The sequence below is a fragment of the Nannocystis punicea genome, from assembly GCF_026965555.1.
Classification (GTDB): domain Bacteria; phylum Myxococcota_A; class Polyangia; order Nannocystales; family Nannocystaceae; genus Nannocystis; species Nannocystis punicea.
The window spans coordinates 4,797,854-4,818,620 of the sequence record NZ_CP114040.1 but is presented as its reverse complement, the minus strand read 5'-3'; the positions used below and the strand labels follow the sequence as shown (position 1 = coordinate 4,818,620).

Annotated in this window: 13 protein-coding genes; 7 read left to right on the top strand and 6 right to left on the bottom strand. The window is 72.9% G+C overall.

Annotated features, from left to right (window positions below; genetic code table 11):
- Positions 1-72: 72 nt before the first annotated feature.
- The 5 genes from O0S08_RS18590 to O0S08_RS18570 all read right to left on the bottom strand — a co-directional run bounded on the left by O0S08_RS18590 (position 73) and on the right by O0S08_RS18570 (position 10,864).
- Complete coding sequence (locus O0S08_RS18590; RefSeq protein ID WP_269040519.1) at positions 73-816, bottom strand: SDR family NAD(P)-dependent oxidoreductase; 744 nt, start codon at positions 814-816, stop codon at positions 73-75.
- Between the two features lie 189 nt (positions 817-1,005).
- Complete coding sequence (locus tag O0S08_RS18585) at positions 1,006-3,894, bottom strand: serine/threonine-protein kinase (RefSeq protein ID WP_269040518.1); 2,889 nt, start codon at positions 3,892-3,894, stop codon at positions 1,006-1,008.
- A gap of 202 nt (positions 3,895-4,096) precedes the next feature.
- Complete coding sequence (locus O0S08_RS18580) at positions 4,097-5,944, bottom strand: c-type cytochrome domain-containing protein (protein WP_269040517.1); 1,848 nt, start codon at positions 5,942-5,944, stop codon at positions 4,097-4,099.
- A gap of 95 nt (positions 5,945-6,039) precedes the next feature.
- Positions 6,040-7,038 (bottom strand): hypothetical protein, encoded by a 999-nt coding sequence (locus O0S08_RS18575; protein WP_269040516.1) that lies wholly within the window; start codon positions 7,036-7,038, stop codon positions 6,040-6,042.
- Positions 7,039-7,453: 415 nt separating this feature from the next.
- Positions 7,454-10,864 (bottom strand): protein kinase domain-containing protein, encoded by a 3,411-nt coding sequence (locus O0S08_RS18570; RefSeq protein WP_269040515.1) that lies wholly within the window; start codon positions 10,862-10,864, stop codon positions 7,454-7,456.
- Positions 10,865-10,936: 72 nt separating this feature from the next.
- Here O0S08_RS18570 and O0S08_RS18565 point away from each other — a divergent pair, with 72 nt between their 5' ends.
- The 5 genes from O0S08_RS18565 (at position 10,937) to O0S08_RS18545 (ending at position 16,919) form a co-directional block, all read left to right on the top strand.
- On the top strand, positions 10,937-11,596 hold the full coding sequence (locus O0S08_RS18565) for an RNA polymerase sigma factor (protein ID WP_269040514.1): 660 nt from the start codon (positions 10,937-10,939) through the stop codon (positions 11,594-11,596).
- Positions 11,597-11,681: 85 nt separating this feature from the next.
- Positions 11,682-13,169, top strand: coding sequence for a WG repeat-containing protein (locus O0S08_RS18560; protein ID WP_269040513.1), 1,488 nt, complete (start codon positions 11,682-11,684; stop codon positions 13,167-13,169).
- Entirely contained in the window at positions 13,166-14,275 is a 1,110-nt protein-coding gene (gene rsgA, locus O0S08_RS18555) for a ribosome small subunit-dependent GTPase A (protein ID WP_269040512.1), read from the top strand. The genes O0S08_RS18560 and rsgA overlap by 4 nt, the downstream gene beginning before the upstream one ends.
- Before the next feature lie 139 nt (positions 14,276-14,414).
- On the top strand, positions 14,415-15,398 hold the full coding sequence (locus O0S08_RS18550; RefSeq protein WP_269040511.1) for a hypothetical protein: 984 nt from the start codon (positions 14,415-14,417) through the stop codon (positions 15,396-15,398).
- A 927-nt stretch (positions 15,399-16,325) separates the two neighbouring features.
- A complete protein-coding gene (locus tag O0S08_RS18545) occupies positions 16,326-16,919 on the top strand; it encodes a hypothetical protein (RefSeq protein ID WP_269040510.1) in 594 nt (197 codons plus the stop codon).
- Between the two features lie 11 nt (positions 16,920-16,930).
- Here the strand turns inward: O0S08_RS18545 and msrB are convergent, their stop codons facing one another.
- Entirely contained in the window at positions 16,931-17,341 is a 411-nt protein-coding gene (msrB, locus tag O0S08_RS18540) for a peptide-methionine (R)-S-oxide reductase MsrB (protein WP_269040509.1), read from the bottom strand.
- Positions 17,342-17,483: 142 nt separating this feature from the next.
- Between msrB and O0S08_RS18535 the strand changes: the two genes are divergently transcribed.
- Both O0S08_RS18535 and O0S08_RS18530 read left to right on the top strand, forming a co-directional pair.
- Positions 17,484-19,262, top strand: coding sequence for a DUF1592 domain-containing protein (locus tag O0S08_RS18535; RefSeq protein ID WP_269040508.1), 1,779 nt, complete (start codon positions 17,484-17,486; stop codon positions 19,260-19,262).
- A gap of 5 nt (positions 19,263-19,267) precedes the next feature.
- Positions 19,268-20,680: a DUF1552 domain-containing protein gene (locus O0S08_RS18530; protein ID WP_269040507.1), complete on the top strand. Its 1,413-nt coding sequence runs from the start codon at positions 19,268-19,270 to the stop codon at positions 20,678-20,680.
- Positions 20,681-20,767 lie beyond the last annotated feature (87 nt).

Below are 20,767 nucleotides of genomic sequence, written 5' to 3'. Positions count from 1 at the left end.
CTTCGGGACATGTCCTCAAGGACATCTCGTTCACTGTCCCACCGCGGACGCCCGCGCCCGTGGTCGGACCTGCTAGCGGCCCGAGAGGAAGCCGAGGCGCTGGAACAGCGGCTCGGGGGTGTGGCGGACGACGAAGAGGATCGGGCGCCAGTACCAGGGCACGAAGGCGACGACGGCCCGGCGGGCGAGCGCGCGGTCGATGTCACGGGCGGCCCGCTGCGGGGTGGCGAACAGGGCGTTCTTGGGGTGGCCGACCGTCATCGGCGTGTCGACCGGGCCGAGCTTGAGGGTGGTGACGGTGACGCCCGCGGGGTAGAGGCGGCTGCGCAGGCCCTGCAGGTAGACGTGCAGCGCGCCCTTGGCCGCGCCGTAGGTGTAGTTGCGCGGGCGTCCGCGCTCGCCGGCGACGGAGGTGATGACGGCGAGCGTGCCGCTGCGCTGCCGCTCGAGCGCGTTCGCCAGCGGGACCAGCAGGGCGATCACCGAGAGGAAGTTGGTCTGGACGATCCGCGCGGCCTCGGCGACGTCGTGCTCGCTGCGCTGCTGATCGCCGAGGTCGCCGTGGGCGACGAGGACGACGTCGACGCGACCGCCCAGCGCGGCCACTGCCTCGCTCGCCAGCGCCTCGGCGCGCGCGAGGTCGGTGAAGTCGCCCGCCGCCGTCGTAATGTCGGCGCCGGCGCAACGGGCGGCCACGGCGGCGAGCTTGTCGGGATCGCGGCCCACGAGGTGAAGCCGATCGCCGCGCGTGGCCCAGCGCGCGCACACCTCGGCGGCGATCGCGGAGGTGGCCCCGAAGACGATGACGTGACGCATGCGCGGAAGGTAGCGCGTTCGGGCGGGCGAGCACCAGCCTGGCGATGCGGGCGCTGCGGACCGTTCAGAGCGGCCGGGCCTTGGAGCTGTTCGTTCGGACAGGTGGCGAGCGCCTTCCTGGATCGACATGCTTAAAAAGTCATGGTCCTTCGAACATGCTCTTTTCGCCAGGAACAATGACCGACGGCCTCACCGCTTGGGCTGGACCGGCGCGGCGCCGCCGGGCGACACGTTCTCGGCGCGCCAGGCGACCGCCTCGGTCAGGTCGAGCGAGCCGGCGGGGCCCAGGGCGGTGAAGGTGGCGACGGCCTGGTCGATGAGGGCGCGGGCGCGGACGCGGTCGCGGTCGGACAGCCACAGCGCGCGGGCCAGGCCGTACTCGGCGCGGCCGCGCAGGAGGGCGTGGACGTCGGTGCCGGCGCGGATCGCCAGGGCGCGCTCGAAGGCGGGGATGGCGGTCGCGTAGTCGCCGGCATGGAGGCCCCACTCGCCCAGGCCCAGCAGCGAGCGCGCGACCTCGGCGTGGCCGTCGCCGAGGACGCGGCGGCGGATCGCCAGCGAGCGGTCGATGACCTCGCGCGCCGGGCCGAGCTGGCCGGCCTCGAGGTACGAGGCGCCGAGGTTGTCGAGCTGCGTGCACAGCTCGAGGTGGTCGGGGCCGTAGCGGCGCTCGAGCGAGCGCACGACCGCCTCGAAGGCGGCGATGGCGTCGACCGGGCGGCGGGCGCGGGCCAGCGCGGCGGCGATGTTGCCCTGGAACACGACGACCAGGGGGTCGTCCTCGCCGCGGGTGCGGAGGATGATGTCGAGGCCGCGGCGCCAGGTCGCCAGCGCGGCGTCGAAGTCGGTGAGGACGAAGTAGAGGTTGCCCTCGTAGCGCAGGGCGGTGGCGACCTCGGGGTGCTCGGGGCCGTAGAGGCGCTCGAGCCGGGCGCGGCTGTCCGGAAGGACAGCCTTCGAGCGGTCGAACTCCTGGCGGCCCCACAGGGCGGTGCCGAACCACTGGCGGGCGCGGGCGGTGGCGGGGTTGTCGGGGCCGTGGAGGGCGTCGTAGGCGGCGACGCTGCGCTCGATGACGGCCTCGGACTCGGCGTAGCGCCCGAGCGACCACAGCAGCTTGCTGCGGGCGAGGTCGAGGAACGCGGCGGCGCCGTCGTCGGGGGCGCGGGTCTGGGCGGCGGCGGCGATCTCGAACCAGACCTCGGCGTGATCGAGGCGGCCGAGGGTGTTGAGGGTCTCGACCAGGGCGGCCGCGGCGTCGCGGGCGACCGCGTCCTGGCGGCTGGCGGTGGCGGTGGTGAAGGCGGCGCGCAGGCTGGCCTCCGCCTCGGCGTCGCGCTGCAGGAGCGCGAGCAGGCGGCCGCGCGCGAGCTGGGCCTCGGCGACGGCGGGGGCGTAGGCGGCGACCTCGGCGGCGGACACCGCCTGGTCGGCGCCGAGCAGGCCGGCCTCGTAGCGGCCGGTGTGCTCGAGCGCGGCGACGTTGGCGAGCTCGCGGCGGACGTTGTCGACCGCCAGCGCGGTGGCCGGGTCGGCCGGCGGCGGGACCTCGGCGCGGAGCACCGCGACGTCGGCGCAGCGCTCGATCGGCGGCAGCGCGGCCACTGCGTCGACGGCCCGCTCGACCACCCCGGCGTCGGCGGCCACCAGCAGGTCGGTCACCGCCCTGACCTCATGGACATGGCGCGAGAGACAGGCCATGCGCAGGTCGAGCAGGTGCTCGGACTGCTCGCCGCGGGCGTGGGCCTCGCAGGCGTCGCGGTGCATGGCGACGATCGCGTCGGCGCGGGCGTCGAGGCGGCTCGCCACCTGCGTCCAGGCCTCGTCGGCGAAGTCGACCCCGGTGGCCTCGAAGGCGTCGGCGGCGGCGTCGCGGCGGGCCGGGTCCCACACCCCCTCCAGCCGGGCCTCGCCGCCGACGCAGCGCCCCTCGTCCTGCAGGCTCCACGCGGCCGCGGCCAGGCCGATCACCGCGCCGAGGCCGAGGCCGACCACGGCATGGCGCGCGCGCACCTGCGGGCCGGCGAGGTCGGCCAGGAGCGCGTCCATGCTCGGGTAGCGGGCGTCGGGGACTCGCGCGAGGCCGCGCGAGAGCGCCCGGTAGAGCCGCTTGCCGACGCGCGGGCCGACCTGGACGCGCTGGGGCAGGTCGGCGACGAGGACCTGGTCGCGCAGCTCGTCGACGGACTCGCCGGCGAACGGCCGCGAGCCCCACAGCGCCTCCCACAGCGCGACGCAGAAGCTGAACTGATCGGTGCGGGCGTCGACCTGTCCTCCGAGCCATTGCTCCGGGGACATGTACGCCGGGGTGCCGGCGAAGAAGACGGTGCGCAGGACGCCGACGTCGCCGAGGTCGTCGTCGGCGGGCCGCTCGGCCTGCTCGGCCAGCGCGGCCAGGCCGAAGTCGACCACGCGGACGCGGCCCTCGAGGTCGACGAGGACGTTGCCCGGCTTGAAGTCGCGGTGGGTCAGGCCGACGCGGTGGGCCGCCGCCAGACCGCGGCCGGCCTCGGCGAACACCGTGAGGATCTCTTGCTGCGTGCGCTCGCGGTCCGCCAGCCAGGCCGAGAGGGTGACGCCGCGGACGAACTCCATGGCGATGAACAGCTCGTCGCCGAGCGTGCCGGCCTCGTAGACCTGGACGACGTTGGGGTGCGACAGGCGGGCGAGGGCCTGCGCCTCGCGCAGCAGTCGGGCCTGCAGGCGGTCGTCCTGGCGGTGGTGCGAGCGCACGACCTTGATGGCGACGCGGCGCTCGAGCACCTCGTCGTAGCCCGACAGGACCACGCCCATGCCGCCCTCGCCGAGCTCGCTCAGGATCGCGTAGCGGCCGATCCGGCGCGACTGGCGGATCGCCAGCGACTCTTCGAGCGGGGCCGCAGCGCCGCGCAGACTGACGCCCGAGGCCGACTGGACCGGGGTGCTGTCCCTTCGAACAGGTGTAGCGAGAACGGTCTCTTCGATCGGACTCGGGCGCGCCCGGGCGGTGACGTCGAGCGCCGGCGACTTGGTGTCGGTGGTCGCGAGCAGGTCCGGGTCCGGGGGCCCGGAGCGCTTGTCGTCGAAGGCGCCCACCATGGAGGACGGTACACGACCTGTGCCCCTCCGGCGAGGACGCCAGCGCGCACGGGCGCGACCGCCCCACCCCGCGTGCTCCGGCCCACGCGCGGACCTATGGCCGCGCGGACCGGCGCTCTGTCCTTTCGGACAGGTGGTGGAATCGACAGACGACCGCCCGGGCAGGTCGCCAGATCTGCCCGGGCGGTCCGGTGGGTGAGGATTACTTGCAGGCCTTGGTGAGGCCGACCTTGAGCTGGCAGATCGCGTCGGCGTAGGCGGCGGTGAACACGTCGCGGCGGACGCCGGTCTGGCTCTTGCCGAGGTCGTCGAGGTCGGGGCTCAGCTGCCCGAGCTTCTCGCGCAGGGTCGTCTCGGTGGTCCACAGCTCGGCGGCGGCGCGGCGGATCTCGACGTCTTCGTCGAAGGCGTTGAACACCGTGACGATCGGCTCCTTGTCGCCGCCGAGCGGCACGCCGGCCGCCTTGACGGCGAGGTTGAAGCGGTCGGAGTCGAGCGCGAGCAGGCCGTTGTAGTCGTCGCGCTGCGGGTACAGGGCGCGGATGGCGTCGAGCTCGTTGTCGTCGAAGTCGCCCTCGCCGAGGTTCTGGTCGACCTCCCAGCGCAGGTCGTCCTCCTTGTTGATCATGCCGACGCTGTGGCAGCCCATGCACGACTTGCCGTTGCGGACCACGCCGTCGGGGGCGTTCTTGTCCTGCACGATCTGGATCGGCGCGTCGTCGATGCGGCGGCCGTCGCCGCCGACGATCATGTAGCCCTGGAGGCCGTTCGGCAGGCTGTAGATGATCTCGCTGCCGTCCTCGACGAAGCCGAACGGATCGACGAACACGTTGGCGTCGCCGGCGTTGCTCTGGAAGTCGTAGCTGATCCAGTAGACGCGGTTGCTGGCGTTCGGGAAGTCGTGGCGCTCGATCACGCGGTGGTTCTCGGACACGCCCGACTCGTGGAACGCGGCGCGCGCGACCCGGTTCGGGTTGGTCTCGATCTCCTCGGTGACGTTGGCGTCGACGTCGATGCCGAAGCTCTGCTCGAGCTCGAAGCGGGTCGCGGGGATCCGCAGGACGTCGTGGTAGAGCGGCGGCTGGGCGGACACCTCGACGAACGCGTCGGCCTGCAGCAGGAAGAACTTGGTGTTGGTGGCCTGCTTCACGTCCTCGGCGCTGTCGCCGATGAACTCGATCGCGTACGGGTCCTTGTTGGCGATGAGCTCCCAGGTGTCGCGGAACTCCTCGACGAAGGTGTTGGTCTCGATGTCGAGCACGCGGCCCGGCGCGTCCCAGTCGTAGTCGCGGATGTCGATGCGGAAGATCAGCTTGTCCTTGTCGATCGGCACCGGCGCCACGACCTTGATCTCGTTCGACAGGCTGTTGGCCAGCTTCGACAGGGCGTTGCGGTAGATCTCGATCTGGTCGTCGCACCAGCCGTAGTTGTAGAGGTGGACCAGGCTGAAGTAGCGGATGAAGGGCCGCGCGTCCGCCGAGATCTCCTGCGTGTTCAGCAGGTCGTTGCGGATCAGGTCGATCACCTGCGTGCGGGTCATCCACGGGTTCTCGCCGCACCCGGTCACGCCGGCGCACTCGCCGATCCACTGCTCGACCGCGCGGATGTCGTCCTCGCTCGGACGCGGCTCCTGGCCCTCGGGCGGCATCGGCAGCATCGTCGCGCTCATGCGGCGGTAGATCGCCGAGTTGTTCGGCTCGCCGGGGACGACCTTGCCGTTCGAGATCAGCGCGTCGAGGTTCGTGATGTAGTTGATGCTGCCGAGAGCCGCGCTGTCGGCCCCGTGACACTGCTTGCAGTTCTTGTCGAGGATGTTGAGGGTCTGCGCCGACAGCTCGCCGCAGTTGGCCTCGCCCTGCTCGCCGTCACCGCCGTCGGTGCTGGTGGCGCCCTCGGTGCCGCCGGCACCGGTGGCGCCGGTGCCCGTGCCCTCGGTCTCGTCGCCGCCCTCGTTGCCCGGCAGCTGGACGACCTTGCAAGCGCCGCCCATCATCAGCGCGAGCGCTGCGGCGGAGATCAGCGGGATCGATGAGTAGAATCGTTGAGTCATGGTCGAAGGTGCTCCTGGAAGATGTGGCCCGTAGGACAGGTGGGGATCGCGGGGCCCGGGCCAGGCGACGATCGCGGCCCTCAGGCCGGAGGGGGTCAGAAGCGAGCAGACACGAACAGGCCGCCGAAGGTCGGCGCGACGGCCGGCGAGACGCGGACGCGCGAGAGCTGCTCCTGGCGCGCCTTCTTGAAGTCGGTCGCGCCGAGGGCGACGAGGGTGACGCCGAGCGCGACGCCGAGGACCCCGGCGACCGCGCCCGCGGCGGTCATCGTGTCGCCCTGCTTCTTCTGCGCCTCGAGCGGCGCCAGGTACTCGGGGTTGTCGCCGGCCTTCGGCAGCTCGCGGTCGGCGGACTTGCTGAGGTAGATGCCGCCGCCCATGACGCCGAGGGCCGCGAGGCCGCCGGCGAGGAAGATCGAGCCCGCGATCAGCTCGCCGCGGGCGTTGCGGCGCACCGGGTTGGTGCGCCGCACCAGGTCCGGGAGCGCGCCGTCGGCCGCGGTCCGCAGCTCGGTGCTCCACGCGTGCATGGTCTCGAGGTCGTCCGGGTTGACGCGGATGCCGTCGACGGCCCCGCCGCTGTTGGCCGCGAGCAAGGCGTCGGCGCGGTCGATGTGGCGCAGGCTGGCCTCCCACTCGGCCTTGGCCTGGTCGGCGCTGCGCTTGCGCGCGAGCTTCTGCCGGGCGTCAGCGGCCGCGAGGTGCAGCACCGGGTCGCGCAGGGCCTCGGCCCCGCCGGCGAGCAGGCCGACGGCGCCCTCGAGGTTGCCGGCGTCGGACAGCTGCTGCGCCTGGTCCTGCAGCGGCGCGCGCTCGGCCTCGGCCTTCTCGACCTGGGCCTTGATCATCGCCTCGCGCGGCTGCGCCTTGACCTTGTCCTTCTTCTTGCCGCTGCTGCTCTTCTTCTTCGCCGGCCCCGGCGAGTCGTCGAGGACGACGGTGTCGTCGTCCTCGGCCGGCGCGGCCGACGATTCGGTCTTCCATCCATTGGATTCCCCCGGCTGGCCGGCCCACGCGGGCGCCGGCGCCACCAGGGACAATGCGATCCCCACCACCAGGAGCGAACGGCGCCCCTGCGATCGTACTGTCGACATGTGCTCTCCTTAGAGGGCCGCGGCCGCGTCATTGCGGCGCGCGGCGACGATGCTGTCCGACAGGCCGGCCTTGTATGGGACATACAAGGCTGGCGACGGCCGTGGCGGACCGCGAGGAATTAGGATTGGCCATCCTGGCCTAAAAGACAGCCTCCATGGCAGAGCACCATCCGTGGCGCATGGGCGGGATCTCCGCGACGACCGCGGGACCCGACCTGTCCCTCGAGTAACGGCGCCCGCCCGATCGATCACCGCCACCGACAAAAAATTCTCGAAAGCTGTGTAACAGGTGTATGACAACGATTTGGCGGTCGCGGCGCGCGCCTGCCCGGGTCACTCGCGAACCCTGGGGGCGAAAGACCGCCGTGCGATCGAGTATGCGCATTGCGACACCCGACGGGCCGCATTCGATCATTTAGTAATTCGAATTACCAAATGATCGCTCGCACACGCCGGCTCGCGCCTCGGCGACGTCGTCGGATTCACCCAGATGGCGCCGGCGCTCCGCAGGCAACAGGCAGGCACGCGTGGCGGCGACGAGGCGCGCCTGCAGGCCCTCGCCCGGCCGGCCCCACACGACGACGCGGCCGTCGGCCCCGGCCGAGGCCAGGCGTTCGCCGCCGGCGTCGAAGGCGAGCGCGTTGACGCCGCCGCCATGGCCCGCGAGCAGCTCGGGACCGGCGTCGCCCTGCAGCGACCAGAAGAGGAGCGCGCCGTCGGCCGCGCCGGCGACGATCCAGCCGTCGCGCGGGTCCCAGGCCACGCTGTTCAGCGCCGCGGCGGCCCGCCCCAGCTCCGTGCGCACGCCGGTGGCCGCGGCCACGCGGACCAGCGCCCTGCCCTCGCCCGCGACCGCGAGGGCGTCGCCGGCGGGGCTCCAGGCCAGGCCGCGCAGCGGGTGGCCGAGCTCGATGAACACCGTCTGCTCGACCCGCACCAGCACGAAGCCGGAGGCGGTGACGGCCGCCAGGCGCGCGTCGACGGGCGACCAGGCCAGCCCGGTGATGGCCCCGCGGCCCTGCGGCGCGCGTGTCGGATCGACCATGTCCTTGAAGTCATGTCCCGAAGGCCAGAGGAAGAACGCGCCGTCGCTGCCGCCGGCGGCCAGGTCGCCGGTGCGCGGGTCCCAGGCCAGCGCGGACACGGGGCGGCGGTCGACGCTGGCGCGCCGCGTCTCGCCCTCGCCGCGGGGGATCCACGTGACCGCGCCGCTGTCGTCGGCGACCGCGAGCTCCTGGCCGTCGCGCCGCCATGCGAGGGCCAGCGCGGTGCCGGCGTGGTCGCGCCGGCGCACCGGTCCGCCGTCGGTCGGCAGCAGCCACACGCTGCGCGCCCCCGCGGCCGCCAGCGCGGTGCCGTCGGGGCTCCAGGCGACCGCGTGGACCGCCGCGCCGACGTCGTGCTCGCGCAGGGCGGCCGGCGTCAGCCGCCACACCCGCGCGCTGCCGTCGTCGCTGCCGGTGATCACGCGGACGCCCACCGGCGCGAACGCCAGCGCCCGCACCGGCCCGGTGTGACCGCGCAGCACGTACGGCCGACCGGAGCCGCCGATCCGCCACACCCGCGCGCTGCCGTCGTCGCTGCCGCTGGCGAACCAACCTGTCCCGAGAGACAGGCCCGTGACGCCGCCGTCGCCGACCACCGCCGCGATCCGCCGCGGCGCGCCGTCGACCCGCCAGACCTCGACGCCGCCGTCGTCGCGGCCGAGCGCCAGCTGCCGCCCGCTGCGATCCCAGGCCAGCGCGCCGACGGCCGCGCCGCGACCGCCGACCGCGACCGCGCGCCCGTCCGTCACCAGCCAGACCTCGCCGCGCGGACCGGCCGCGGCCACGCGCGCGCCGTCGGGGCTCCAGGCGACGACCCCGAGCGGGCCGGCGACGCCGCGCAGCGGGGTGACGCGGTTGTCGGCGACCAGCGAGACGACCCCGCGCGCGTCGGCGCGGAGCACCTCGCCCGCCGGGCCGCGCCGCGGATCGGGGGCGAAGGTGGCGCTGCCCGGGACCGGCGGACCGCCGGCGAGCGCGAAGCGGCGGACGTGCCCGCCGGCGTCGAGCGTCTCGACCGCGCCGCGCAGGTCGTCCGCCCTGTCCGCAGGGACAGGTGGCGACGCGGCGGGCCCGACTGCCTGGCTGTCCCCGGGGACAGCTGCCGCGCCGGCGGCGTCGAAGGACTCGGCCTGCCCGAGCACCACCCTCGCCAGCACGGCGCCGTCCCGAGACAACCTGGCCCCAGAGACAGCCCCACCGCGCGCCGGCGTCGACCCGCTCCGCCCTCCGGACGACCCCGCGACCGCCCGAGCCTCCGCCCGCTCCGACCCGTCGCGGCTTTCATACGACCTGTCCCGAGAGACAGCGGCGGCGCTCGCCAGCACCACGTCGCGGCCCCGCCCAGCCGCCCCGCCTCGCCTGTCCTCCGGGACAGCTCCGCCTTCGCGGCCCGCCGCCGCCCCCGGCACCGTCCCGCCTCTCCTGTCCTCCGGGACAGCCTCGACCCACCGCACGGCAGTCACCGGCCCGTCGTGGCCGCGCAGGATCACCGCGCTGATCGGCTCGGCCAGCACGCGCTGGGCCAGCGCGCCGGGGTCGTCGAGCTCGCGCAGCAGCAGCGCCGCCGCGGTCGGGTCGCGCGGCAGCAGCGAGAACGCCGCCTCGCGGACGCGCAGCGCGTGGGCCTGGCGTTCGGCGGCGGCCCGCTCGGCCGCGAGTTCGTCCGCCTGCGCGTCGACGGGGGCCTCCGCCGGCGCGACCTCCGGCTGCGGCGCGACGGCCCCCTCGCCGGCCTCGGGCTGCGCCAGCGACACGCCGAGCGCGACCAGCCCGGCGGCGGCCGCCGCGGCCCCGCCCGCGATCACCCACGTCCGCGCGCGTCCGGCCTCGGGGACCTCGGCGAACCGTCGCCGCGGCTGCAGGGCCGCCAGCAGCTCCTCCATCGTCGGCCAGCGAGCATCTGGCTTTTCGGACAGGCCGCGAGCGATCGCGCGGCGGATGCGCAACGGCACGCGACTTTCGCGCGGAATCGGCGCGATCTCGACCTGCCCGAAGCGCGGCAGCGAGCCGAATGGTCGCAGACCGAACAATCCTTCGAACAGCGCCACGCAGAAGCTGAATTGGTCGGAGCGCGGCTCGGCGTTGCCCGTTCGCTGCTGCTCGGGCGCCATGTAGGCGGGCGTGCCGAGGATGCTGCCGGTGCGGGTCAGCGGCATCAGCTCGTCGTCGAGAGCCTCGCCGTTGTCGAGCGCGCACGTGAGCCCGAAGTCGAGGACGCGCGCGCGGCCGCGGCTGTCGACGAGCACGTTCTCCGGCTTGAAGTCGCGGTGCAGCAGGTTGGCGTGGTGCGCCGCCGCCAGCGCCCGCCCGGCTTGCAGGTACACCGTGAGCACCTCTTGCCAGGGTCGCGGGCGCTCGCGCAGCCACGCGTCGAGGGTCACGCCCTCGATCAGCTCCATGGCGATGTAGATCTGGTCGCCCCACGCGCCGACCTCGTAGATCCGCGCCACGTGCTCGTGCTCGAGACGCGCCATCGCCCGGGCCTCGCGCAGCAGACGGGCGCGGCCCTGCTCGTCGCCCTGGAGGTGCGGGTGCAGCAGCTTGATGGCGACGCGGCGATTGAGCTGGGCGTCGACAGCCGCATACACGACGCCCATGGCCCCCTCCCCGAGTCGACGCTCGACGTGGAACCGCCCGATCATGGTGGGCGCGGCCGGCTCGCCGAACAGTCGCCCCATCACGCGCGCGTGCAGACGATGGACGTCGACGTCGGCCCACGTGCCCGCACCTGCGCCGCGGGCGGCCTTCGAGTCGGGCGGCGTGTGGGGCGGCGTCGACATCGTCGGATCGCGGAGAAGATAACAGGCGAAGCGTCCCCGCGGGCGCCGCGATCGAGGTAAGATCGAGGCGCCATGGACCCCGACTGGGAACTGCTCTCGGCCTGGCGCAGCGGCGATCGCGGCGCGGGAGAGCGGCTGGTGAAGCGACACTTCGGCGCGATCGCGCGGTTCTTCCGCAACAAGGTCTCGAGCGAACACGACGCCGCCGACCTCGTCAGCCAGACCTTCCTCGAGTGCACCAAGGCGAAGGACGGGTTCCGCGGCGAGACCAGCTTCAAGCGCTTCGTCTTCGCCATCGCCCTCAACGTGCTGCGGCTCTACATCCGCACCAAGCACAAGCGCCAGGGCGAGGCGCTCGACTTCGGAGCGCTGTGCGTCAAGGACCTCGCGCCGTCGTCGATGAGCTCGATCGTCATGCGCCGGCGCGAGGCCCAATTGCTGGTGCTGGCGCTGCGAGAGATCCCGCTCGACCAGCAAATCGTGCTCGAGCTCAACATCTTCGAGGGCCTGTCGGGGCGCGAGATCAGCGAGCTGCTCAGCGTGCCCGAGGGCACCGTTCGCGGCCGGCTGCGACTCGGCAAGGAGCAGCTGCGGGCCCGCCTCGCCGAGCTGGCCCGCTCGCCGGCCGAGCTCCAGGCCACCCTCACCGACCTCGAGGGCTGGGCCGCCAGCATCCGCCGCGCGCTCGACCGCGACGACGGCGACGCCGGCCCGGCCGCGACCGGCTCGTGAGCGGGCGCGCCGGGGACGGCGCGGGTTCGCCGGCCTCCCGCGGCCGATCGCCGCGCTATAGTCGGGCCCCCCGAGGTCCCCCCAGATGAACGCCACCGGCACCCTCAGCCGTGCGACCCAGATCGTCTATCGCGTCGGCTCTCGCCACTCGAGCGAGGTCGACACGCTGACGCTCGACCCCGACGGGCGGGCGACCTGGACCTCGCAGGGCCGGCATTGCGAGGTGCAGCTGCCGCCCGAGGTCTACGGCGACATCCTCGGCCGCCTGGCGCAGTACGGCTTCAAGGCGGCGACCGGCCTGCACGGCGACGCGATGGCCGACTACCAGCACGAGATCGAGGTGCTCGAGGGGCCGAAGAAGAAGTCGCGCTGCACCCTGCGGCTCGGCCACGAGTTCGGCACCTACCTCGGCGAGGCGCCGATCGGCATGAAGGAGGTCGTCGCCCTGCTCGACCGCGTCGCCAGCCGCGTCGAGTCGGGCGCCGACCTGTCCGAGTCGCCGGACGCGCTGATGGGCGCGCTGCTCCGCAACATCGACTTCCCCTACGTCAACCCGCACGGCGAGCCGGGCGTGTTCCAGCTGATCGACCCGCGCGGGCAGGTGCTCGCGGCCTCGTCGCTGCGGTTCGCCCTGCCCCACGCCAGCGGTCTGTTGCCGTTCCGCGACGGCGACCGCTTCGGCTTCGCCCGCCCGACCGGCGAGGTCGTGATCGCCCCGGCCTTCGCGCTGACTCTCGGCTTCAGCGAGGGCCTCGCGGCGGTGAAGGTCGAGGGCGGCTGGGGCTTCATCGACGTCCGCGGCGAGCTCGTCATCCCGGCCCGCTTCGCCGCCGCCGCCAGCTTCGCCGACGGCCTCGCGTGCGTGCAGCTCGGCGATCACACCGGCTACTGCGACCGCGCCGGCGCGTTCGTGCCGGCGCCGCCGCAGGCCTCGCAGCTCGGCCGGTTCGCCGAGGGCCGGGCCCCCTTCCGCGCCCTCTCGCGGATCGGCATGCCCGCGTGGGGCTACCTCGACCGCAGCGGCCAGGTCGTCGTCCCGGCCAACTTCGACTACGCCGGCGAGTTCTGCGAGGGCCTCGCCTGCGTCCAGCAGGACGACCTGTTCGGCTTCATCGACACCAGCGGCGCCTGGGCCATCGAGCCGCGCTTCACCGACGCCGGCGACTTCCACGGCGGCCTCGCCGCCGTCGGCGACAGCGGCCAGTACGGCTACTGCGACACCAGCGGCACCGCGGTGGTCGACTTCCGCTTCCTCCGCGCCGGCAACTTCGCCGAGGGCCTGGCGCCGGTCGGCGTCGGCGCCAAGACCGGCTTCATCGACCGCGAGGGCCGCATGGTCATCGAGCCGCGCTTCGACCTGGCCCAGAGCTTCAGCGAGGGCCTGGCCGCGGTGCGCCTCGATCACAAGTGGGGCTTCATCGACCGCGCCGGCCGCGTCGTCATCGAGCCGATCTACGAGGGCGCCGGCCCGTTCGGCGACGGCGTCGCCTGCGTGCGCAAGTTCGCCGACCCGCGCCCCGTGATCCATACCGGGTCGAAGAAGGTCATCATCAACATGGGCAAGAAGACATGACCGAAGCGCCAGATCCACTGGCACGCCTCGGCTGGGACGAGCACGCCGCCGGCGCCTGGGCGGCGCACCGCGGCGACGGCAACCTGCCCGGCCGCGTCGCCGCCGAGCACCGCGGCGGCTACATCGTCCTCGCCGCCGCCGGCGAGCTGCGCGGCGAGCTGGCCGGCAAGCTGCGCAAGGCCGCGGCCAAGGACGCCATGCAGAAGCCGGCCGTCGGCGACTGGGTCGCGCTCGACGTCCACGCCGCCGCCGGCACCGCCACCATCCACGCCGTCCTGCCGCGCAAGACCGTCCTCACCCGCCGCGCCGCCGGCCGCGCCGCCGCCCCGCAGATCGTCGCCGCCGACGTCGACGCCGTCTTCATCGTCCACCCGCTCGACCAGGCGCCCAACCTGCGCCGGCTCGAGCGCTACCTGGCGATCACCCTCGCCAGCGGCGCCGCCCCGGTGCTCGCGCTGACCAAGGCCGACCTGGTCGACAGCGCTGAACCTGTCCTTTCGGCCATCCGCCCGCTGCTCGCCCGCGTCGCCGGCGATCGCCCGGTCCCGGTCCACGTGCTGTCGAGCGTCAGCGGCCAGGGCCTGGACGAGCTCGACGCCTACGTCGCCCGCCCGCAGACCACCGCGCTGATCGGCGCCTCGGGCGTCGGCAAGAGCACCCTCATCAACCGCTGGCTCGGCGAGGAGCGGCTCAGCACCGGCGGCCTGCGCGACGACGGCAAGGGCCGCCACACCACCACTCACCGCGAGCTGCTGGTCCTGCCGCGCGGCGGCCTCGTCATCGACACCCCCGGCATGCGCGAGCTCGGGCTGTGGAACGCCGACGAGAGCGTGCCCGAGGCCTTCGCCGACATCGCCGCGGTCGCCGAGGCCTGCCGCTTCCGCGACTGCACCCACGCCCACGAGCCCGGCTGCGCCGTCGTGGCCGCCGCCGCGGCCGGCCAGATCGAGCCCGAGCGCCTCGACAGCTACCGCAAGCTGGTCGCCGAGCTGGCCTCCCTCGCGCGCGACCGCGAGACCGCCGCGCGAAATCGCGCCCGCAGGGCCGACCACCGGGCGCTGCGGTCCTACTACAAGGATCCGCGCACCCGTGGCCAGCGCGACTGATTCGCCTGTCGGCCTGGCCACGCCAGCGACCTCCGCGCCGCTTTACAGCCACCGCGTTCAGCGATGAACTGAGGGCCCACGGCGGCACCGGCCGCGGAAATGCCGGCCCAGCCCGTCGTGTTCGTGCTGGAGCCCGTCGATGCGCCCGCGACCCTCGCCCCTGTCCAGTCTCGTCCGCGCCAGCGCGGTCGTCCTGGGCCTGTCGGTCGCGCCCGTCGCCCTCGCCGCCCCGGCCAAGCTCCCGCCCAACATCCCGCGCCCTTCCGTCGACCTCGAGCCTGACGGCGCCGGCCGCCTCAAGCACCGCGGCGACGGCTTCACCGCCATCATCCACCCCGACGGCTCGGTCGAGTTCCGCGACCACGGCGGCACCGCCGACATCAACTTCCTCGGCCTCGACCTGTGGCGTCGTCGCCTCCGCGAGCCCGAGCCCGAGCGTCAGCCGCCGTGGTTCATGGGCGTCGTCGACGAGGCCCTCTACTCCAAGCGATTCGCCCCGTACGGGCCCGCGCCGATCCTCGCCGCCTTCGGCGCCCGCTTCGGCGGCCTCGCCGACGGCCGCCGCAAGAACCGTCACAAGAGCGCCAAGCAGGCGTTCATGATCGCCACCGAGCAGCTGCGCTTCCACCTCGCCAACGCCTGGTACAAGCAGCGCCTGCGCAGCGAGCTCGCCGACCTCGGCGGCCAGCTGCTCGAGGTGTGGCGCGACGCCAAGCTGCCGCTGACCGAGCGCAAGCGGCGGATCTTCGAGCGCTGGGAGGAGTGCGAGGACGCCACCAGCACCCGCCGCACCGACATCGACGACATGCGCCTCGACGTCGCCCGCACCGCCCGCGCCAAGATCGAGGCCTTCGTCCGCCAGGTCGCGCCGCTCGGCTCACCGCAGGCCTTCACCGACGAGGAGCTCGATCGCTTCAACGCCGGGCGGGCCGGCAAGACCCGCTTTCGCCCCTACGACGCCCCCGTGCTGCCGCAGGACATCAACGCCGAGGCCGAGCTCGGCACCGCCGCCGACACCCCGCGCGCCGAGCCGCCGCCCCCCGATCCATTGCCTCCCGCCGCGCTCCCGACCCCCGTCGGCCCCGACCCCGGCCCCGGCTTCTCGCCCGCCCGCCCGCGCTGAGCTCGTGGCCATGTCTTTTGGGACATACTCTCCGGACATGCGCTTCAGAACATGTCCATGTCGACATGTTGCGACCCGGCCTGTCGGCCCCGGCTTCTCCCCGCACGCCCGCGCTGATCTTTGAGCCATATCCCTCGGAACAGGCGCTCCGGACATGCGATTTTAGAACATGTCCTCGGCGACATGTTTCGACCCCGACCTCGCCGGCCCGGCTTCTCGCGCGCAAGCCCGCGCGGAGCTCCAGATCATGTCCCTCGGGACATGCTCTCCCGGCATGCGATTTTGGAGCATGTCCTCGGCGACATGTTTCGACCCCGACCTCGCCGACCCCGGCTCTTCACCGCAATCCATCGCCGATCTCTTGGCCATGTCCCTTTGGACATGTTCTCCGGACAGGCAATTTTAAAACATGTCCTCGGCGACATGTTTCATGAGGCCCCGGCCCGCCGAAGCGAATACCGACCGCGACGAGACGACCTCGACGCGCCGGAGGATATCCTTCTCGACATGTCTCATGAGTCACCAATTCTCCCCTCGTCGAGCCGCAAGCCGGACGCCGAGGGGTCGCTCATCCCGCCCTCGCCCGCACGTCTTTCTAGACATGTCCCATGAGACACCCACTCGCTCCCCGTCGAGGCGCATGCCGGTCGCTACGGGCGATCCTCCCCGCGCTCGATCGGGCATGTTCCTCGAAGCATGTGCAAAAACACATGCCCTCCTCACCATGTCCCGAGGAGCACCCGCCGCGCACCCACGGCCGAGCTCGCTGGCCGCCGCCCGCGCCCTCCCGGCCGCTCGCCGCGCCGACGGCCGCGTGCGCGTCCGGCGGCCGCGACGACTGGGCGCGCGGGGCGAGCGTGCTATCTCGTGCCGCGACGGAATGCATCGCCGGCCGCTGCCGTTGTCGTCACGCTCCGCCTCCTCGTCATGAGCGCCCGCATCGACCTCCTCGTCACCCTCGGCCTGTCCGTCCTCGCCTGCACCGCGCCGGCGGCGACCCCCTCGCCCGCGCCGGCGAAGGTCGAGCCCACCCCCGCCGCGCCGCCGCCACCGCCGCCGCCTGCCCAGGACGATACCGCCCTCGCCGATCGCCTCGGCGACGCCAACACCCCGCCCGAGCTGCTCGAGCGGGGCGCGGCCGCCAAGATCTGGGCCGACCACGCCATCGACCGCGGCATCAACCCGTTCTACCTGCGCGGCGACTTCGACGGCGACGGCGCGCCCGATTACCTGGTGAGCGTCGTGCCCAAGCTCGGCGCCGGCGCCGTACCGCGGCTCGTCGTCCTGCGCGGCGGCGGTCGCCCGGCGATCTGGCTCGATGACGACCCCAAGGCCGGCCTCACCCTGCCCGCGCGCGACGCCTGGTACGTCCACGACCGCGGCACCTCCGTGCCCGCGGGCCCCGGCGGCAAGCCGCCGGAGCTCAAGGGCGACGGCATCGTCATGATGAAGCTCGAGTCCTCGAGCGCGCTCGTCTACTGGGACGGCGCCCGCTTTCGCAGCCACTGGCTGACCGACTGACGCGAGATCCGCTACGCCGATCCGCCCTCGCGCTCGAAGTCGAGGCTCGCCGAGTTGATGCAATAACGCAGACGTGTCGGCTGCGGACCATCAGGGAACACATGCCCCAGGTGGCCGCCGCAGCGGCGACACAGGACCTCGATGCGCCGCATTCCGTGGCTGGTGTCGAGCCGCTCCTCGATCGCCGAGCGATCGACCGCGTCGAAGAAGCTCGGCCAGCCGCAGCCGGAGTCGAACTTCGTCGTCGCGTCGAACAGCAGCGCCCCGCAGCCGGCGCACAGGTAGCGGCCCGGCGCCTTCTCGTCCCAGTACGCCCCCGTGAACGCGCGCTCGGTGCCTGCCTGTCGCAGCACCCGGTACTGCTCCGGGGTCAGCGTCGCGCGCCACTCGGCGTCGTCCTTGTTCACCTCTCGTTCCGACATGCCGGCACCATAGCGCGTCCGCGCCCGAACGCTCGCGCTCGCTGGCGCCGACGCGCGCGAGCGGGGCCATGGGCCCCCCGGCGAACATGCGTTGCAAGCCCTCCGGCCGGCCTCTACCGTGGCGTCCGAGGAGGCGACCCGAGTGTCACGATCCCTACCACGAACCCTGGCCGCGCTGGCAGTCGCCGCGCTGGCGAGCGGCTGCGGCGGCGGAGGCGGCGGCGGCAACGACGATGCCACCGCGACCGCCGGCGTCACCGAGAACCCCGGGCCGACCGAGGGCTCCGCCGGCACCGACGGCAGCGATCCCACCGAGGGTGGCGGCGACACCAGCGACGATCCCACCGAGGGCGGCCAGCCCGTCTCGTGCGAGGACGGCCCGCAGCCCGGCCCGACCCCACGGCTCGTGCGGCTCACGCATCACCAGTACGACCTCACCGTCGCCGACCTCTTGAAGTTGAACCTCGACCCGCTGCCCTCGGCCGAGTTCCTCGCCGATCCCGCGGTCGCCGGCTTCGACAACAACGCCGAGCAGATGGTCGTCAAGGACCGCCTCGGCCGCGACTATCGCCGCGCCGCCGAGCGCCTCGCCGGCGAGGCGGTCGCCCCCGCGGCGCTCGCCGCCCTCCTCCCGTGCCAGCCCGAGGGCGACGGCTCGCAGTGCGCCGCCCAGTTCGTCACCGAGTTCGGCCGCCGCGCCTTCCGTCGCCCGCTCACCGCCGGCGAGCAGACCACCTACAGCGGCCTCTTCACCGCCGGCCAGGGCCTCTATCCCGAGGGCACCCCGTTCGAGCAGGGCATCCGCTTCATCATCGAGGCCATCCTGCAGTCGCCGCACTTCCTGTACCGCGTCGAGCTGAGCGACAGCGTCGACAGCGACCAGGTCATCCCGCTCGGCGGCTACGAGCTCGCCTCGCGCCTGTCCTACCTGCTCTGGGGCAGCATGCCCGACGACGTCTTGCTCGCCGCCGCCGAGGCCGGCGAGTTGGGCACCCCTGCCGGCATCGAGGCCCAGGCGCGGCGCCTGCTCGACAGCCCCAAGGCCGAGGCTCCCGTCGCCGACTTCCACCGCCAGTGGCTCGAGCTCGACAAGGTCGACAACCTGCAGAAGAACAGCGACCTCTACCCCGAGTTCAACAAGGGCCTCGCCGGCGCCATGCGCGAGGAGACGCAGCGGTTCGTGCGTCACGTCGTGTTCGAGCTCGAGGGCGACTACGCCGCCCTCTTGACCGCCCCGGTCACCTTCGTCAACGCCGAGCTCGCCGCCCTCTACGGCCTCCAGGGCCAGTTCGGCGCCGACTTCACCGAGGCCGCCCTCGACCCGCAGAAGCGCGCCGGCATCCTGACCCAGCCGAGCTTCCTCGCCACCCACGCCTACCAGAGCATGTCGTCGCCGATCTTCCGCGGCGCCTTCGTGCAGAAGCAGATCCTCTGCACCCCGCCTCCGCCGCCGCCGGGAGGCATCGATCCCAACCTGCCGCCGCCCGGCGACGACATCGTCACCACCCGCGATCAGGTCGAGGCCCACACCCAGCAGGACCCGTACTGCGCCGGCTGCCACAAGGGCATCATCAACCCGCCCGGCTTCGCCTTCGAGCACTACGACGCGCTCGGCAAGTGGCGCGACCTCGACAACGGCGCCCCCGTCGACGCCAGCGGCGAGGCCGTCTCGGGCGCGTGGCTGTTCTCGTTCACCGACGCGGTCGACATGGTCGGCCAGATCGGCGAGTCCGCCAACGGCACCCGCTGCTACCTCACCAACTGGTTCCGCTACGGCTACGGCCGCGACGTCAGCCCGATCGATCGCTGCACGATCGACGCCCTCGACGCCGAGCTGGCCGCCTCCGGCTACAACATCAAGGAGCTGCTGGTGTCCCTCACCCTGACCCGAACCTTCCGCTTCCGCGCGGTGGAGGAGTGATGACCATGAGACGGCGCAACTTCTTGCGAGGCGCGTGCGGAGTCGCGGTCGCGCTGCCCTTCCTCGAGTCGCTGAACTGGCGGCGCTTCATCAGGACCGCCCGGGCCGCCGAGCCCGGCGGCAAGCGGCTGGTCGTGTTCTTCATGTGCAACGGCGTCAACATGGAGACCTTCTTCCCCGCCGCGCCCGGCCCGCTGACCGCGGCCTCGCTGATGGGCACCAGCCTCGAGCCCGTGGCCGACTACGCCGGCAAGCTGCTGATCCCTCGCGGCATGCACATGGTGCCCAAGGGTTGGGGCCAGGACGCCGACACTCCGGGCGACGACCACGCCAAGGGCATGGGCCACAAGCTCACCGCCGAGGCCCTCGATCCCGGCACCCTCTACGCCCGCGGGATCTCGATCGACCAGTTCGCGGCCAAGCAGCTCAACAAGGACGGCGGCCCGTCGATGACCCTCTCGGTCGGCTGGCGCCACACCAACTGGCTCGGCCACATCTCGTACGCCGGCAACAACACCCCCGTCACGCCCGAGGGCAACCCGTGGCTCACCTACCAGGACCTCATGGGCCTGGGCGGCCTCGACGACATGGTGAAGATGCAGATCGCCGCCCGTCGCCAGAGCGTCCTCGACCTGGTCGAGGAGGAGTTCAAGGCGCTCAAGGCCAAGAACCTCAGCCAGGCTGACGTGCAGAAGATCGAGATGCACGCCGACTCGATCCGCGACCTCGAGATCGACATGGTCGGCAACGGCCTCATCGAGTGCGCCCTCGACCCCGCGCGGGCCGCCGAGATCGAGGCCATCGACCCCGACTCCGTGCTCGAGGACTGGCAGTTCAAGGCCATCGGCCTGATGCAGCTCGACATCCTGGCCATGGCGATCGCCTGCGGGGCGACCAGCGTCGGCAGCATTCAATGGGCCTCCGGCTCCGGCGGCCCGATCTACAAGTGGGACGGCATGAACCACGAGTTCAACCACCACAAGCTGTCGCACGGCAACACCAAGGACGACAACTCGGGCGAGGAAGTGGCCGGCTACCTCGAGATGCTGACCCAGATCGATCGCTGGCACGCCGAGCAGTACCGGCACCTCCTGGACCGCCTCTCGTCCTATACCGAGGGTGACGGCACCGTGCTCGACAACTCCGCGGTCGCCTGGTTCAACGAGCTGTCCGACGGCAAGGGCCACTCGTACCTCGACCTCCCGGTCGTCATCGCCGGCGGCGCCGGCGGCTACCTCAAGCAGGGCCACTACCTCGACCTCATCGGCGGCCAGGACCCCTGGGTCCAGACCCACCCGCACAACCGCCTGCTCATCACCCTCCTCAACGCCGTCGGCTGCACCGACAACGGCGGCCCGGTCACGCAGTTCGGCCGCGCCGGCCTCGAGCAGGGCGAGTACGCCGAGCTCCTGGCCTGAGAGACAGGCAGAGACGGAGACCACCGAGCCGCGGCCCGGCGGTCTCCCTGTCCTTGGGTCACCCGCTGAAGATGTCCCGAAAGACAG